This window comes from Buttiauxella sp. JUb87, from assembly GCF_004361975.1.
Taxonomy (GTDB): domain Bacteria; phylum Pseudomonadota; class Gammaproteobacteria; order Enterobacterales; family Enterobacteriaceae; genus Buttiauxella; species Buttiauxella ferragutiae.
Genome location: NZ_SNVY01000008.1, coordinates 130,153 through 145,215, shown reverse-complemented (window position 1 = coordinate 145,215; position 15,063 = coordinate 130,153). Strand labels below are relative to the sequence as shown.

At 51.9% G+C, this 15,063-nt stretch carries 12 protein-coding genes; 11 read left to right on the top strand and 1 reads right to left on the bottom strand.

Annotation, left to right across the window (positions count from 1 at the left end; genetic code table 11):
* Window positions 1–30: 30 nt before the first annotated feature.
* Both EC843_RS20615 and EC843_RS20610 read left to right on the top strand, forming a co-directional pair.
* Window positions 31–600 carry a hypothetical protein gene (locus tag EC843_RS20615; RefSeq protein ID WP_133522978.1) on the top strand — a complete coding sequence of 190 codons (570 nt, stop codon included), beginning with the start codon at window positions 31–33 and terminating at the stop codon, window positions 598–600.
* Window positions 594–1,982 carry a DEAD/DEAH box helicase family protein gene (locus EC843_RS20610; protein WP_133522977.1) on the top strand — a complete coding sequence of 463 codons (1,389 nt, stop codon included), beginning with the start codon at window positions 594–596 and terminating at the stop codon, window positions 1,980–1,982. The genes EC843_RS20615 and EC843_RS20610 overlap by 7 nt, the downstream gene beginning before the upstream one ends.
* A gap of 567 nt (window positions 1,983–2,549) precedes the next feature.
* Here EC843_RS20610 and EC843_RS20605 read toward each other — a convergent pair.
* Window positions 2,550–3,602: a LacI family DNA-binding transcriptional regulator gene (locus tag EC843_RS20605; protein WP_064540613.1), complete on the bottom strand. Its 1,053-nt coding sequence runs from the start codon at window positions 3,600–3,602 to the stop codon at window positions 2,550–2,552.
* 187 nt (window positions 3,603–3,789) lie between these two features.
* Here EC843_RS20605 and EC843_RS20600 point away from each other — a divergent pair, with 187 nt between their 5' ends.
* From EC843_RS20600 to EC843_RS20560, 9 genes are all read left to right on the top strand, one after another.
* Window positions 3,790–4,764 carry a TRAP transporter substrate-binding protein gene (locus EC843_RS20600; protein ID WP_133522976.1) on the top strand — a complete coding sequence of 325 codons (975 nt, stop codon included), beginning with the start codon at window positions 3,790–3,792 and terminating at the stop codon, window positions 4,762–4,764.
* A gap of 62 nt (window positions 4,765–4,826) precedes the next feature.
* Complete coding sequence (locus EC843_RS20595; RefSeq protein WP_064540619.1) at window positions 4,827–5,312, top strand: TRAP transporter small permease; 486 nt, start codon at window positions 4,827–4,829, stop codon at window positions 5,310–5,312.
* Window positions 5,305–6,612, top strand: a complete 1,308-nt coding sequence (locus EC843_RS20590) for a TRAP transporter large permease (RefSeq protein ID WP_064540622.1) — start codon at window positions 5,305–5,307, stop codon at window positions 6,610–6,612. The genes EC843_RS20595 and EC843_RS20590 overlap by 8 nt, the downstream gene beginning before the upstream one ends.
* A 12-nt stretch (window positions 6,613–6,624) precedes the next feature.
* The gene (locus tag EC843_RS20585) at window positions 6,625–7,482 is read left to right on the top strand and encodes a sugar phosphate isomerase/epimerase family protein (RefSeq protein WP_133522975.1); all 858 of its coding nucleotides are present in this window, start codon (window positions 6,625–6,627) and stop codon (window positions 7,480–7,482) included.
* Window position 7,483: 1 nt separating this feature from the next.
* Window positions 7,484–8,638 carry a Gfo/Idh/MocA family oxidoreductase gene (locus EC843_RS20580; protein WP_133522974.1) on the top strand — a complete coding sequence of 385 codons (1,155 nt, stop codon included), beginning with the start codon at window positions 7,484–7,486 and terminating at the stop codon, window positions 8,636–8,638.
* 155 nt (window positions 8,639–8,793) lie between these two features.
* Window positions 8,794–10,743, top strand: coding sequence for a protease modulator HflK (locus EC843_RS20575; protein WP_237931986.1), 1,950 nt, complete (start codon window positions 8,794–8,796; stop codon window positions 10,741–10,743).
* Window positions 10,740–11,717, top strand: a complete 978-nt coding sequence (locus tag EC843_RS20570) for a protease modulator HflC (RefSeq protein ID WP_208111334.1) — start codon at window positions 10,740–10,742, stop codon at window positions 11,715–11,717. The genes EC843_RS20575 and EC843_RS20570 overlap by 4 nt, the downstream gene beginning before the upstream one ends.
* Entirely contained in the window at window positions 11,710–12,750 is a 1,041-nt protein-coding gene (locus EC843_RS20565) for an SPFH domain-containing protein (RefSeq protein ID WP_133522973.1), read from the top strand. The genes EC843_RS20570 and EC843_RS20565 overlap by 8 nt, the downstream gene beginning before the upstream one ends.
* The gene (locus EC843_RS20560; RefSeq protein ID WP_133522972.1) at window positions 12,747–14,645 is read left to right on the top strand and encodes a heavy metal translocating P-type ATPase; all 1,899 of its coding nucleotides are present in this window, start codon (window positions 12,747–12,749) and stop codon (window positions 14,643–14,645) included. Before EC843_RS20565 ends, EC843_RS20560 begins: the two co-directional genes overlap by 4 nt.
* The last annotated feature ends 418 nt before the right edge of the window (window positions 14,646–15,063 follow it).

Sequence of the window (15,063 nt, the reverse complement as noted above, 5' to 3'; positions counted from 1 at the left end):
TCTAAGTTTAATGATTTGGATTTTTTTATAATGAAGTCTGCAGTAAAGTTGCACCCGTATATTTATAATTTATTGATAGAAAAAGATTTTGATGAGTTCGGGGCTGTCCATCTCAGGGACGCTTTGCTGAAAATTACAGATGAATATGCTGATGTGACAGAAGCCAGAAAATTCGTCCACCGACAACTTCTTCGGTTGGAGGCATTGGGCTTCGTACATAAAATTGAAAATAGTGGTGGGCGATCCAGGAACGTTTACAAGAAAACAGAAAGCTTCCATTCAACTACTTTCGTACCAAGAAAACTGCCAAAAAACTCACGCCTTGTAGCTATACCTGAAAAAGTGACCCCTCCCGTTTCGGAAGTTGATCTTTTCCTCGTAGATCTGATGAAAGAAAAAGTTGTTCACGAAGCCAAGCTTGCCGTCATTCTCAGTGAAATAGAAGAGTACCAGTCTCTGATGGAACGTTTTCCCAGCAGAAAGCGATGCTTTATGGATCTCTATCTGCAGGCAAAAAATCAGTCCGCTGCTTTACTTGGCAGGGTGGCTGCTTTATCAAAAGTGCTCGGACAGCATAACAATGAGCATTGCGTATGCTGAGGGTGTGGCAGAATAAGTGCGCTGAAGCGGCTTTAGAAAAATACCAATCTGGATCGCCACACTTCCTGTGTCTAGCCAGTCCAGGTGCTGGGAAAACGGTGATGGCGGCCGAAGTTGCCAGGAGAATGCTGGAGCTTGATCTGGTAGACCTCGTCATATGCTTTGCACCTTCATCCGCAGTGGTCTCATCCGTGGAAAGTACTTTTTCCCATATTCTGCAAAGAAACTTTAATGGTGGCCTGGGGGCGGTTGGTGCTGCGTATACTTACCATAGTCTGTTGTATTTCGATAAGAGTTTCTGGAACTCTCTACAGGGACACCGGGTGTTAGTTATTTTTGATGAAATTCATCATTGCTCCGGTGATTCTTTGGATAATGCCAACATGTGGGGCGGTGAAATACTGTCTCAGGTTCAGCAATGTGCAAGTTACACGTTGGCATTAACTGGAACCCCATGGCGAACGGATAATATACCAATAGTGCTGTCAAATTACACCGTTCCGGATGGAGAGATCTGTTGCGATTATATATATGGTTTACATGAGGCTATCGTCGATAATGTATGTCGTAAACCTAAAATTGTCCTGATAAACAGCAATAATGTTGTTTTTGCATCGAATGAGATAGTGAAAAAGTTTGCTTCCATTGCAGACTTTCTAAATGAAACCATAGCTTCATATCAATCCATAATTTGGCATCCAGATGCAATGAAGTATGTACTCAAAGCTGGATGTGAAAAACTTCGTGAAATACGCAAAGTTAATACTGATGCGGGCGGTCTGATTGTTGCTGCATCTGTCGAGCATGCGTACCAGCTAGTGAGTATGCTGGAAAATGAGTTTGCCCAAACAGCAACCATTGTGACGTACCACGATAGAAACGCCCTTACTAAGATAGCGCATTACAGGCAAGCATCAACCGAATGGATTGTCAGTGTTGGCATGATCAGCGAGGGTACAGATATTCCCCGCCTTCAGGTTTGCTGCCACCTGAGCACTGTTAAAACGGAGCTTTACTTCAGACAAGTATTGGGAAGGATTTTACGGGTGAATCACAGCAAAAATCAGGAAGCCTGGTTATTTACAATGGCTACTGCTGAAATGACATTATTCTCTACGCGGCTGGCTGAAGACTTACCAGAAGACTATAAAATTCTGCAACCACAAATTGATGACGAGTTATCCCCAACGCTTGGGACTTCATCTTCATCACCAGATTTTATGCCAATACATGGTTCAGCTCCGCTCAGAGAAATCGATCTTAAAATGGATTTCAGTGAAACAACTCCGTCAGCTTTTTCTATTTCAGAGCATACACAGCAATTAAAAATGGATTCTCTGTATCAACAAGTGATTGATGCCTTTTTGTTTTCAGCTGTTTGATTTTCAGTTTGCAGATCGCTGTAATTAGGCTCAAAAGATAGTATTTATTGATTTCTCCGTTTACGTAAAAATTGCTGTTCCAGAAGCAGTGATTATAAACCGGAATAAAACCCCTCAGACTTCTGCGGGATCAGTCTACCACTCATCGCATCACTGGCTACATGGTAGGAATAGCCTGACGGGTACATTCTCATTTGAATGCTGCAGAGAAAGATCGCTTTCATTTCTTCATTATAAAGTTATCTATTTTATGTGGAGTTGAGGGTATCACTTCTGATTAAGAGTTGACTCACTTAGTCGCGCACCCATAAAGCATGTAAAGATCATGTTTCTGATGTCGCAAGGGTGGAAACTCAATCAGTTCACCTGATAGATACTGCAGGAAATCATATTAGTATAATCAGTATACAATAAAAGTATATATACGCTATATTTTGAGATAAAAACAATTAAAAAAAACCTTAATTACATGTGAATATAAAATTAGTATACTTTTTTTCTACACATAGCATTCCCGTATGGCTATTGCGGCATTGGTGGCATTGGTGTCTGTTTACCGCCGCAAGCTTAAGCGTGCTCCCGCGGGATTGAGCGGGTAGTGCGGATCACCGAATCACGCACCAGCAAACGCCCCTGCAGCATCAGGTTGAATACCGGGGTGTGGGGGCGAGTAATACGGTTTTGTAATAAATGCACCGCTTCAATGCCCAATTCACGACAAGGCACCTGAATTGCCGTTAATGCGGGGCTAAAGGGCTCGGAGAGTGTCCAGCTAAAGTCGGTGACCATCAGCGAAACGTCCTGCGCGACAGTAAGGTTACGGCGCTGCAAGACTTGTTGCGCCCCTTTTGCCATAAATACCCCAGCGCAAAGAATGGCCGTCGGCCATTGTTCCTGGGAATGTTGTGAAAACCAGCGTTCCAGCGCCGCTTCTGATTCCACCGCGCCAAATCCTTCCGTCACCACCAAATTGAGAGCTTCATCGAATGGAGCATGGAAGTAACGCGCCGCTTCTTTGACCCCCTCCAGGCGGCTCACCATAGTGTCGCGCCGCAGGCTGGTCAGACACAGCAGGCGCCGATGCCCCTGTTGATAAAGATGACGAGCGGCACTAAAACCGATGGCCCGATGGTCTGGCGAGACGTTATCCAGAAGCATTTCCCGGTCGGTGGTATTAATAAGAATGCAGGGTTTGTTTAGTGTGGCGGCGAGTTTATGAATGGTTGGGTCGTCCACGCCAATAATGATCATCGCGTTAATATTGCTGTCGCTGGCTTTTTTAAGAAACAACTTCAAATCTGCCTGCTGCTCTTCCAGCCCACAATAACGGATATAAATATCATGCGGAGCAATAGCTTCGACGATGCCTTTGATGACTTCATTATAAAATGTGTCATCACGGCTATTAAAAGCACGGTCCGGGGCAAATATAATCACACCGTTAATTAATAAACGCCCACTGATAAGTTCATCTAATACACCAAACTCCTGAGCACTACGCAGTATAGCGCTACGCGCCTGTGGGCTGGTGTTCGATTTCCCGGCTAAAACTCTTGAAACCGTACTGACAGAATATCCTGTCATTACGGCTATTTGTTGCATCTTTAATTTACCTGCCATTTTGTGATCCCTGACACAATGCATCCATGCAAATATTATCACGGATATTCCTTTGTTTTTAAAAGATAAATATTAAAAACAAGACAGATAATTACTTAAGCTGCGAATATTATCACAAAATCCGTTTGCTGAGATTCGGGCAGTTTCTTACTGTAGCGCCAATTAACATCCAGGTGAGAAATGCACAATGAAAAAGACTCTCTTTAAAGGTTCCGTTATTAGCTGTGCCCTCGCTCTTTTGACGAGTTATTCTGCACACGCTATTACGTTAAAAGTCGCAGATAACCATCTCGCTATCGATTCGACCGTTTTAGCGCTCAAATCTATGAACGACGAATTAAAAAAAACCACTAATGGCGAAGTGAAATTACGTATTTTTGCCAACGGTGCGCTGGGCGATGAAACTCAGGTTTTACAGGATGTGCAGAAAGGGACCGTCGATATGGCGCGTGTTTCTGTGTCTAACCTGCAATCGTTCAATGACAAGTTTTCGATTCTTTCCATGCCGTATCTGTTCCCCAGCAACGAAGCTTATCTGAAGTTCAGCCTCAGCCCGTTGGCTGATACTTTCTACGCCTACCCAGAATCCAGCGGTATTAAAGGGCTGACGTTCTATACCAGCTCGTTCCGTTCGTTCTATACCCGCGATAAAGGCATCGAAAAACCCGCAGATTTGAAAGGCGTCAAAATTCGCGTCATGGCCGACCCAACCGTACTGAATATGATGAAACGCCTGGGAGCAACCGCCACACCGCTGCCGTACAGCGAAGTCTTCGGTGCCATGCAGCAGGGTGTGGTCGATGGCGCAGAAAATGCCGTTTCGACGCTAACGGATGCCCGCCATGGCGAAATGATGAAAGCCTACTCTTTTGATGAACATACGCTGGTGCCGGACATTGTGGTTATCAGCAGCAAAACGTGGGCAAAACTGACGCCAGATCAACAGGTAAAACTGAAACAAGCCGCACTGAACTCCGCCGTAATGCAGACCGAAGAGCAGGCAAAAGTACAGGCGAAAGCGAAGAAAGATGCCGAAGCGATGGGCGTGAAATTCTACTACCCAGAGAAAAAAGCCTTCCAGGATTTAGTGGAACCGATGTACTCCGAGCTTCCCGCCGACAAAATGCAGCAAGTAACCGAAATCCGTAATTCAATGCAATAAAAGCAATTAGCCTGTAAAGCCAGACGGCTGGCTTTACAGGGCGAGCTTTTCCGGAGTACTTCATGAACCTTCAAACCTTTAAGTCATACCTTGATAAAGGTATCGGGCTGCTGGTGGCGTGCCTGCTCACTGCCTTGTGCCTGATTGCGATGTGGCAGGTTTTTACCCGCTATATCCTTAACGACCCCAGCACTTATACCGAAGAATTACTGCGTTACATTATGATTTGGATGGGCTTTTTAGGGGCAGTTTGCTGCTTCTCTTCCCAGCGTCATTTAGCTCTGACGCTGCTGGAATCGAAACTCAATATCCGCCTGCGTGTAAAGCTAAACACTCTGCATCACGTGATTATTATGGTTTCCATTTTCTTCGTCATGATCCTCGGCGGCTGGCAATTTATGCTCGAAGGCATGGGTCAACGCTCCAGTACGCTGGGCATTCCAATGGGTTGGATCCACGCCATTATTCCTTTGAGCGGCGTGCTTATTATTTTGCTGGAAATCATCAATATCATCAGCAATTGCCAGGGAAAGAATGCCCATGATTGATTCCGAAATTCTCATCGCCTGCAGCATGCTGCTGGGCAGCTTTATTTTCTTTTTAGTGCTCGGATTACCGGTGGCGATTGCCATTATGGTGTCGTCGATTTTCACGCTGATTTTCAGCATGTCGGTGGGGGATATTCTCTATTCCGGCAGCCAGAAAATGTTTACCGGCATCAACAACTTTGGCCTGTTAGCGGCACCGTTCTTTATTCTTTCCGGTAACTTAATGAATAAAGGCGGGATAGCCCGACGGCTGGTTAACTTAGCGATGCTGCTTGGCGGGCGCATTCCTGGCTCGCTGGCGCATGCCAACGTTATCAGTAATATGCTGTTTGGAAGTGTGTGCGGTTCCTCCGTCGCCGCCGCTTCTGCGGTCGGTGGTTTTATGGGACCGCTGCAAAAAGAGAAAAACTACGATCCGTACTTCTCCGCCGCCGTTAACATTGCTTCAGCACCTACCGGTTTGCTTATTCCCCCAACCGGTTTGTTTATTGTCTTCTCATTAATGACCGGGACGTCGGTAGCAACGTTGTTTGTTGCCGGTTATGTGCCGGGGATTTTAATGGGCCTCGGTGTGATGTTTTATGCGTGGATCTATGCCAAAAAACATAACTATCCGGTAGAAGATAAAGTGCCGTTAAAACAGGCGCTGCGTATTGTTTTTGATGCCATTCCTAGCCTGTTAATGATTGTGGTGGTGATTGGCGGAATTATTGTTGGCATATTCACCGCGACCGAAGGCGGCGTCATCTCGGTTTTCTACGGGCTTATTCTTTCGCTGTGTTATGGCACCATTAAGCCGAAAGATTTACCGGCAATTATGATCGAGTCGGCGATTATTTCCGGCATGATTTTATTCCTGATTGCCGCTTCGTCGTTTATGTCGTGGGCGATGACCTGGCTGTCTATTCCGGATACCGTCAGCGAACTGCTGCTGTCTGTTTCGGAAAACCCGATTATTATCTTGCTGATCATGAACTTGCTGCTGGTGATTGTCGGCACCTTTATGGATATCAGCCCGGCATTACTGATTTTCACACCGATCTTTTTCCCGATTACACAAAGCATCGGCATGGACCCGATTCACTTCGGCGTGATGCTGGTCTTTAACTTGTGTATCGGCAATATCACACCGCCGGTGGGCAGCGCCTTATTTGTGGGTTGCAGCATCGCCAATGTGCCGATGGAAAAAGTCATTAAACCGTTATTACCGATCTTCGCCATCGAATTTATTTTATTGCTGGTGGTGACTTATATTCCTGAAATTTCATTATTCCTTCCCCATTTATTTGGCATGAGCTAAGAGGTTTATCTGATGCACCAATTTACTTTATCTGCCTTTGCAGATGAGATTTCGCCGTGGCTGGAAACACAAATGGATGTGCTGGATAAATTCAATATCCGCCATATCGAGATGCGCGGCGTGAATGACCGCCCGCTGGTAGAACACACCTTAGATGAAGTGAAATTAATTAAACAACGCCTGGATGAGCGCGGCTTTGCTATTTCCTCTGTCGGTTCGCCCATTGGCAAAATTGGCCTCGATGAAGATTTTGACGCGCATCTTGACCTGTTTCGTCACACCTTAAAAATCGCCCAAATTCTTGAAGCGCCATACATCCGCATGTTCAGCTTCTGGATGCCGAAAGATGAAGATCCGCAGCAATACTGGCCGGAAGTGTTGCACCGCTGGCAGCAACTGGTTGCCGCCGCCGAAGGCTATGACGTCACGCTACTGCACGAAAACGAAAAAGACATTTTCGGTGATACCGCCGAACGTTGCCTGCAACTGCTGGAAGCGCTGAATACGCCGAAAGTCAAAGCGGTTTTCGACCCGGCAAACTTTGTGCAGTGCGGCGTCACTCCCTTCCCGGATGCGTTTACGCTGCTGCGCAAACACGTCGTCTATATCCATATTAAAGACGCTCTGTTCGCCACGGGCGATGTCATGCCTGCGGGCCTGGGTGACGGGCGCATCGGCGACATGCTGGCAGAACTGGCAGCCTGCGGTTACCAGGGATTCTTGTCCCTTGAGCCCCATCTGGCCGATTTCAGCGGTTTCAAAGCATTAGAAAATAGCGCGATAACCAGTGACAAAATGGACCATGGTGAAGCCGCATTTACCTGTGCGGTGAACGCCCTGAATAGCGTCATTAATGAGCGAGGCCTGTAACATGGAAAAAGTACGCTTTGGCATTATTGGAGTTGGCAATATGGGCACCGTACACGCCCGTTATTTGCTGGCAGGTACGGTGAAAGAAGCGGTTCTTAGCGCCGTTTGCGATAACAATCCGCAAAAGCATGAGGCGATTCGCCTACTGGTTGGGGAAAATATCCCGCTATTTAGTGACGCAGAAGAAATGCTGCAAAGTGGGCTTATCGACGCGGTATTAATCGTCACGCCCCACTACGACCACCCGGCGCTGGCCATGTTGGCGATGCGCAACGGCATTCATACTTTGTGCGAAAAGCCCGCAGGCGTCTACACCGCGCAAGTGCGTGAAATGAATGAATGCGCGCAGCAGTGCGATGTACTTTTCGGCCTGATGTACAACCAGCGCCCTAACCCGCTGTACCAGAAAGTAAAAGACCTTATCGACAGCGGCGAGCTGGGTGAAATCCGCCGCTCAAACTGGATCATTACTAACTGGTATCGCTCGCAAAGCTATTACGATTCCGGAAGCTGGCGCGCCACCTGGAAAGGCGAAGGCGGCGGTGTGCTGCTAAACCAGGACCCGCATCAACTGGATTTGTGGCAGTGGCTGGTGGGGATGCCGGTTCGCCTGCGCGCTTTTTGCCAGTTTGGTAAACATCGCAAGATTGAAGTGGAAGATGAAGTGACCGCTTACGCGGAATACGCCAACGGCGCGACCGGCGTGTTTATTACCACCGTGGCAGAAACCCCCGGCACCAACCGCCTGGAGATTATCGGTGATAAAGGCAAAGTGGTGGTTGAGGAAGGCAAGCTTCGCTACTGGCGTTTGCGGGAATCCGAAACCGAGTTCAACGCCCGCTGGACCGGCGGATTTGGCGAACCGGAGTGCTGGGAAGTGCTGATCTCTACCGCGTCTGAATGCAGTGAACATCATGTGATTACCCGTAACTTCTGCGCCGCCGTGCTGCGTGGCGAGCCGCTCATCGCACCGGGTGAAGAAGGGATTCGCGGGCTGACGATTTCCAACGCCATGCACCTTTCAAGCTGGACCGACGGTTGGGTAACATTGCCACTCGACGAAGAGCTGTACAAGACACTGCTTGACGAGCGGATTACGCAGTCTGTTGAAAAACAGACCGAAAGCAAAACCCTCGACGCCAGCGGTACCTGGTAACACAGTCACCAAACGCGGGTATCCGTTCTGGTTGCCCGCTCATTCCCCCTTCACATCAGACTGTACAAACCGTTACCCGCGTTCCGTTTACGAATAATTGCTGGCCGTGATATGTTATATGGTAACAATAAACCTCAATGACACAGCCCTCCCAAATGACTGAACCCACCAAACGCTCGCCGTTTAGCTCCCAGGCGCGTGACTCTCTCGCCCCCGCGCAAGCCAGGCTGACCGGCAGATTGGTCGGCGGATTAAGCGCCGCGATCTTCCTGATGATTTTAGTGGCGCTGGTTGTCAGTATGTTCGAGTCATCTTCCCGCTGGCCGGTGCTATTAAGCAGCAATGCCGCAGCCCTGATTTTGCTGGCGATCTCTTTATTTAATGCGCAGCGGATTTGCCAGTGGCGCGCCGGGAAGTTCGCCCCCGTGCCAGAACCTGAAGCACAAACCGAACCCGCTCCCCCGCCGACCATTTACCAGCGGCTTGGGGCGCTGATTCCTGTCAATTTCAGCCGTATCAATGCGTTGCTTAAGAGTGATGGCATTTGGCTCGCTTCGATGGCGCTGTTTGTGTTGTTTGTCGCGCAAGTGGGTTTTGCCACGCAATACCTGGCGCTGGATGAAGGCAACTTGCGCTGGGTGGCGGTTGGGATAATTACCACGGCGATGTTTACCACGCTGGTGGCTGAACGCCATCTGGCGGCCACCGTCGATGAAGCCTGGCCGGAAGCAAAATTTATTGCGCCGCTATTACGCCTGGCTCTGGCGGTGCAATGTCTCACCCTGATCGCGCTAATTTTCCCGGCGGCTAACCTCCCGTTACTGGTCGATCTCCCTGCCATGCTGGTGATTCTGGTCGCGCTTGAGTTCCTGCTGCGCGGCCTGTTTTCCCTGTTTACTCCGCCAAAAGAAGCAGATAGCGAACCGGATTTCCTCGCCAAAAGCCAACTGGCCGCGCAGCTCGTTTGGCCGCCTCGCCCGCTGCTTTTTTTACAGCGCGAGCTGCATCAACACTTTGGGATAGATTTGCGCCAGCTGTGGGCGTTTACCGTGTTGCGGCGGGCTTTTTTACCGGTGCTGACGGTGATGCTGATTTGCGGCTGGTTGCTGACCGGCTTGCAGCAAATTTCTGCCACGCAGCGTGGAATTTACGAACGCTTTGGTAAGCCGGTAAAAGTGTTGTCATCCGGCCTGCATTACGGGCTGCCGTGGCCATTCGGGCAAGTGGTGCTGACGGAAAATGGCCAGGTGCACGAGTTAGCCACAGGTGAAGAACCCGGCACCACCGCGGAACCATTGACCAGCGCCGAAGGTGAAGCACCGCAAAGTGCCGATCGCCTGTGGGACGCGGTGCATAGTTTTGATAAAGCACAGATTATTGCCAGCCAAAGTGGTAGCCAGCAGAGCCTGCAAATCATTAATAGCGATGTGCGTTTTATGTGGCGCATCGGCCTGACCGACAACGCGGCGCTGGCAGCCACTTACAACAGTGCCAATCTGCCAGAACTGATTCGCAGCGCTGCCAACCAGGTGCTGGTGCATCAGTTTTCCTCTCAGACGCTTGAGCAGTTATTGGCTGAGCAACGCATCGCCTTAGCCAGCCAGATTAACCGCGCGGTGCAGCAAAAACTCGATAGCCTGCAGTCCGGCGTCGAACTGTTATCGACCGTGGTCGAAGCCATCCATCCACCCGCTGGTGCAGCGGATGCTTTTCATGGCGTACAGGCGGCACAAATTTCTGCCCAGGCGCTGATTTCCCGTGAACGCGGGCACGCGGCGGAACTGGCGGCCAGCGCACAAACCACCGCGACCACCCGCCAAAATCAGGCACAGATGAATGCCAGCGATGTGACCAGCAAAGCACAAGCCACAGCGGTGCGTTTCGCCGCCCAAAAACAGGCGGTGGCGCAGTCGGGTCAGGTGTTTATTGATGAATTATGGTACAGCCAGCTGCACCAGACGCTCGGCCACAGCCCGCTGTTAATTATCGACCAGCGTATTGGCGCGGGCTCGCCACCGACTATCGACCTGCGCGAGTTTCCTTCATTGAACGATGCAGCACGGCGCGATGCGCCATCCAAACCGACACAGGAGTCTTCCCGTTGAGCCATTCACATCATCATGGTTGCGGTTGCCATCACAGCCATCACCCCGATGCACCCAAAACCAAAGCCTGGAAGCGTATTGCGGGTGCGGGATTGCTGGTTGCTTTGCTGGTCGCGGCGGCAAGCCTGGTGCAGGTGCGCTCTGGCGAATCGCTGATCATTACTCGCTTCGGTAACCCGGTGCGCGTGCTGCTCAACCCTGGGCTGGCGTGGCGCTTACCCGCACCGTTTGAGATGGCGACCGCTGTGGATTTACGGCTGCGTACCACATCGAGCGGGTTACAGGATGTTGGTACGCGTGACGGGTTGCGGATCATCGTGCAGTCTTATGCGGTCTGGCAGGTTGATAACACGCCGCAACATGTGCAGCGCTTTATGCGCGCGGTGCAAAACCAGCCCGATGAAGCGGCACGGCAAATCCGCGCTTATTTAGGTTCAGCGCTGGAAACCACCGCCAGCGGTTTTAGCCTCGCGCAACTGGTCAATACCGATAGCCAGCAAGTGCAACTGAACCAGTTTGAAAGCCATTTGCAGGCGCAAATCAGCCAGCCGCTGCTCGAAAGTTACGGCATCCGTTTAGTGCAAGTTGGCACTGAACGCCTGACATTACCGGCGGTCACGCTTAACGCGACAGTCGACCGGATGCGTGCCGAACGCGAAACCATTGCCACCGAGCGCACCGCCGAAGGCAAACGCGCTGCCGCAGAAATCCGCTCGGCAGCAGAACGGGATGCTCGCATTGTTGAAGCTCAGGCGCAGGTTCAGGCGGCAGATATTGAAGCGCAGTCTCAGGTGCAAGCCGCTGAAATTTATGGCAAGGCGTATGCCAGCTCGCCTCAGCTTTACAGCCTGTTGCGCCAGCTTGATGCGCTCAGTGGCGTGGTGAATTCCAGCACTCGCCTGGTGTTACGCACCGATGCCGCGCCGTTCCACCTGTTAGTTGAAGGGCCGAAACTGGATAAAACCCATGAGTGAGCATCAGGTTAATAAACCCGCTGGCCCGTGGACGCAATCCATACGCCTTGCCTTTTATGCGCTGTATGCGCTGACGTTGCTGGCTGCGGCGTCGTGGTTGTTCTCGAACATCCGCCAAATCCCCGCCGACAGCCGCGCGGTGGTGCTGCACTTTGGCGCACAGCAGCGCGTGGATGAAGCGGGTTTGTTGTTAACCTGGCCGAAGCCGATTGACGATGTGGTGATGGTTCCTGCGCCCGACCGCGTTATCGAACATCACGTGACCGCACTGTTACGCTCAGCCGATGCGCAGCGCGGCGATGACAGCAGCGATGCGCTGGCGGGTTCCGGTTACTTGTTAACCGGCGATGCGGGCGTGGTGCAACTGGATATCAGCGTGTTTTATCGTGTGGTCACACCAATGGCTTATGTCTTGCAGGGCGAGCATGTGATGCCAGCACTCGACCGCCTGGTACAGCGCGCAGCCATTGCCGTTTGTGCCTCGCGGGATTTGGATACAATTCTGGTGGCGCGGCCAGAAATGGTCAGCGGCGATTCGAATGTCGCCCAACAGCGCGAACGCCTGCGTGCCGATGTGCAGCACAATATCGAACAGAATCTGCAACGCCTGGCGCTGGCGGGCAGCCCACTTGGTATTACGCTTGAGCGCGTAACCGTGCAATCAACTTTGCCGGAAACCACCGTCACCGCCTTCAACGCGGTATTAACCGCCAGCCAGCAAGCGTCACAAGCGATTGCCAACGCAAATACCGACGCTTCGTTAATACGCCAGAAATCGACACAGCTTGCCGACCAGCTACGCCAAACCGCACAAGCACAGGCACAAGAAAAAGTGGCGAAAGCGCAGTCTGACACCGCGTTGGTCAACCGCCTGGCCGGTAGCCATAACGATCCGGATTTGTTAGCGCGAGTGTACCGCGAACGCATTGCGGCGATTCTGGCGCAGGCCGAATCGGTGGTCACCGTATCCCCCCAGGATGATGCCAATTTGATCCTGCAAGCGGCCGGGAAAAAGGAACCGTCTAAACCATGACAACTCATTCAGTGAACCCCGGCAGCGCGCTGTCGCATCAAGAACAACGACAAATCACCCGCCAGTTAATCCTCGCGCTGGTCGCCAGCGGCACGCTCATTTTGGGTTTGCTGTGGCGCTGGATGGCACCGGAGCAAATCGCCGTAGCCGACATTTTATTAGGCTGCGCCTCGTTAATGGTCGCCATCCCCGTCTTGCGCCACGCCTTTTACAGCCTGCGTTACCCGAGCTTGCACGGCATCACCGATCAGCTGGTAGCACTCGCGCTGATCGGTTCGTGGGCAACCGGAGATTTACTCACCGCCGCACTGTTACCGCTGATTATGATCGTCGGCCATATTCTTGAGGAGCGCAGCGTAATTGGCTCGCAGGAAGCGATTGAATCACTGAGTAAACTGACGCGCAGCCGGGCGCGACGTTTTGATGCCGAGGGGCATTTGCATGACGTCGATAACCATCAACTGGTGGCGGGCGATATTGTAGAAGTGCGCGCGGGCGACCGCTTGCCTGCCGACGGACGCGTGCTGGAAGGCCAGGCGAGCCTCGATACCGCGCCGATTACCGGTGAATCGGTGCCGCTGGAAGTGACACCGGGCATGGAGGTGTATGGCGGTGCGATAAATCTCGACGGGCGGTTGCGTATCGAAGTCACGCGCACCGGAGAAACCTCAACGCTTGGGCGCGTGATTGCCCTGATGCAAAGTGCCGAGCAAGCCAGCCCGCCAATTACCCGTTTGCTTGAACGCCACGCGGCGCGTTATCTGCTGCTGGTGTTGTTAATCGCTGCCAGCACCTGGTTTTTGACGCAAAACGCTCAGGCGATGTTAGCGGTGTTAGTTGCCGCTTGCCCGTGTGCGCTGGTGCTTTCCGCGCCCGCGACCTCCATTGCTGGGCTTACCGTCGCAGCACGCCACGGTATTTTAATCCGTGGTGCGGCCTTCCTCGAAGAACTAGCCGAACTGAACGCGGTGATCATCGATAAAACCGGCACGCTGACGCACGGCAAACTGCAACTTCATGAGTTACGCCCGCAAGCAGGAGAATCACCGGAAATGATCTCTGCTCTGGCGGCAAGTCTTGGCGCAACCAGCAACCATCCGGTCAGCCGCGCGCTGGTGAATATCGCCCCGCAAAGCGCATGGCCGCAGCTTGAAAATGTTTATGAACATCAAGGATTAGGCGTATCAGCGACGACAAGTTCGGGCGAAGCGTTTCTCGGCAGGCATGAGCTTTTAAAAACGCAGCTGGCTGATTTACCCGAAGAACCACCACACGATGGGCCGATTGTCGGGCTGGTGCTGGCAGGCCGCTTCCGTGGCTGGATTTTACTGGCAGACAGCCTACGTGACGAAGCGGCCAGCGCGATGGCAGAACTGCGTGAACTGGGCTTGAATCAGCAATTATTACTGACCGGCGACCGCCAGGCTGTGGCAGAACGCATCGCCAAAAAGGTCGGCATCAATGACGTGATCGCCGGAGCGCTGCCCGCCGATAAACTGCAACAGGTCAGCACGCAAATCGACAACGGCTTCCGGCCCATGGTGGTCGGTGATGGCATCAACGATTCACTGGCACTCAAAGCGGGCGTAGTCGGCGTGGCGATGGGCGCTGGCGGCTCGGATATCGCTATGGCATCCGCCGATATCGTGTTGATTGGCGGTGACTTACGCCGCCTGGGAACCTGCGTGCGCTTAAGCCGCCTGTGCCGCCGCACGCTGCAAGTGAACGTGCTGATTGGCCTGGGCTGGACAGTGGTGATTGTTGCCGCCGCCGCTTTCGGCTGGCTCGGCGCATCCGGCGCGGTGATTGCCGCCATTCTGCATAATATGAGTACGTTGCTGGTGCTGGGCAATGCCGGGCGGATATTAAGGTTTGAAGAAAAATTGAGCGGGTGATGGAAATTGGCGTTGGCAGTTGTAGGATGGCTAAGCGACTAGCGTCATCCACCATTTACACCTTTTCCGGCGGGGGCGCTACGCTTGCCCGCCCTACGAAAACGGTTTGTAACCTGTATCAGTAGTTGTAGGGTGGATAAGCGACTAGCGTCATCCACCATTTGCACAGGTTCCGGCGGGGGCGCTGCGCTTGCCCGCCCTACGAAAGCGGTTTGTAACTTGTATCAGTAGTTGTAGGGTGGATAAGCGACTAGCGTCATCCACCATTTGCACCGGTTCCGGCGGGGGCGCTGCGCTTACCCGCCCTACGAAAGAGGTTATGTGACCTGTATCAGTAGTTGTAGGGTGGATAAGCGACTAGCGTCATCCACCATTTGCACCGGTTCCGGCGGGAGCGCTGCACTTACCCGCCCTACGA

Excerpts from the sequence above, each read along its gene's own strand:
- EC843_RS20615 (WP_133522978.1), top strand. The coding sequence starts at position 31 with ATGAAGTCTGCAGTAAAGTTGCACCCGTATATTTATAATTTATTGATA.
- EC843_RS20610 (WP_133522977.1), top strand. The coding sequence starts at position 594 with ATGCTGAGGGTGTGGCAGAATAAGTGCGCTGAAGCGGCTTTAGAAAAA.
- EC843_RS20605 (WP_064540613.1), bottom strand. The coding sequence starts at position 3,602 with ATGGCAGGTAAATTAAAGATGCAACAAATAGCCGTAATGACAGGATAT.
- EC843_RS20600 (WP_133522976.1), top strand. The coding sequence starts at position 3,790 with ATGAAAAAGACTCTCTTTAAAGGTTCCGTTATTAGCTGTGCCCTCGCT.
- EC843_RS20595 (WP_064540619.1), top strand. The coding sequence starts at position 4,827 with ATGAACCTTCAAACCTTTAAGTCATACCTTGATAAAGGTATCGGGCTG.
- EC843_RS20590 (WP_064540622.1), top strand. The coding sequence starts at position 5,305 with ATGATTGATTCCGAAATTCTCATCGCCTGCAGCATGCTGCTGGGCAGC.
- EC843_RS20585 (WP_133522975.1), top strand. The coding sequence starts at position 6,625 with ATGCACCAATTTACTTTATCTGCCTTTGCAGATGAGATTTCGCCGTGG.
- EC843_RS20580 (WP_133522974.1), top strand. The coding sequence starts at position 7,484 with ATGGAAAAAGTACGCTTTGGCATTATTGGAGTTGGCAATATGGGCACC.
- EC843_RS20575 (WP_237931986.1), top strand. The coding sequence starts at position 8,794 with ATGACTGAACCCACCAAACGCTCGCCGTTTAGCTCCCAGGCGCGTGAC.
- EC843_RS20565 (WP_133522973.1), top strand. The coding sequence starts at position 11,710 with ATGAGTGAGCATCAGGTTAATAAACCCGCTGGCCCGTGGACGCAATCC.
- EC843_RS20560 (WP_133522972.1), top strand. The coding sequence starts at position 12,747 with ATGACAACTCATTCAGTGAACCCCGGCAGCGCGCTGTCGCATCAAGAA.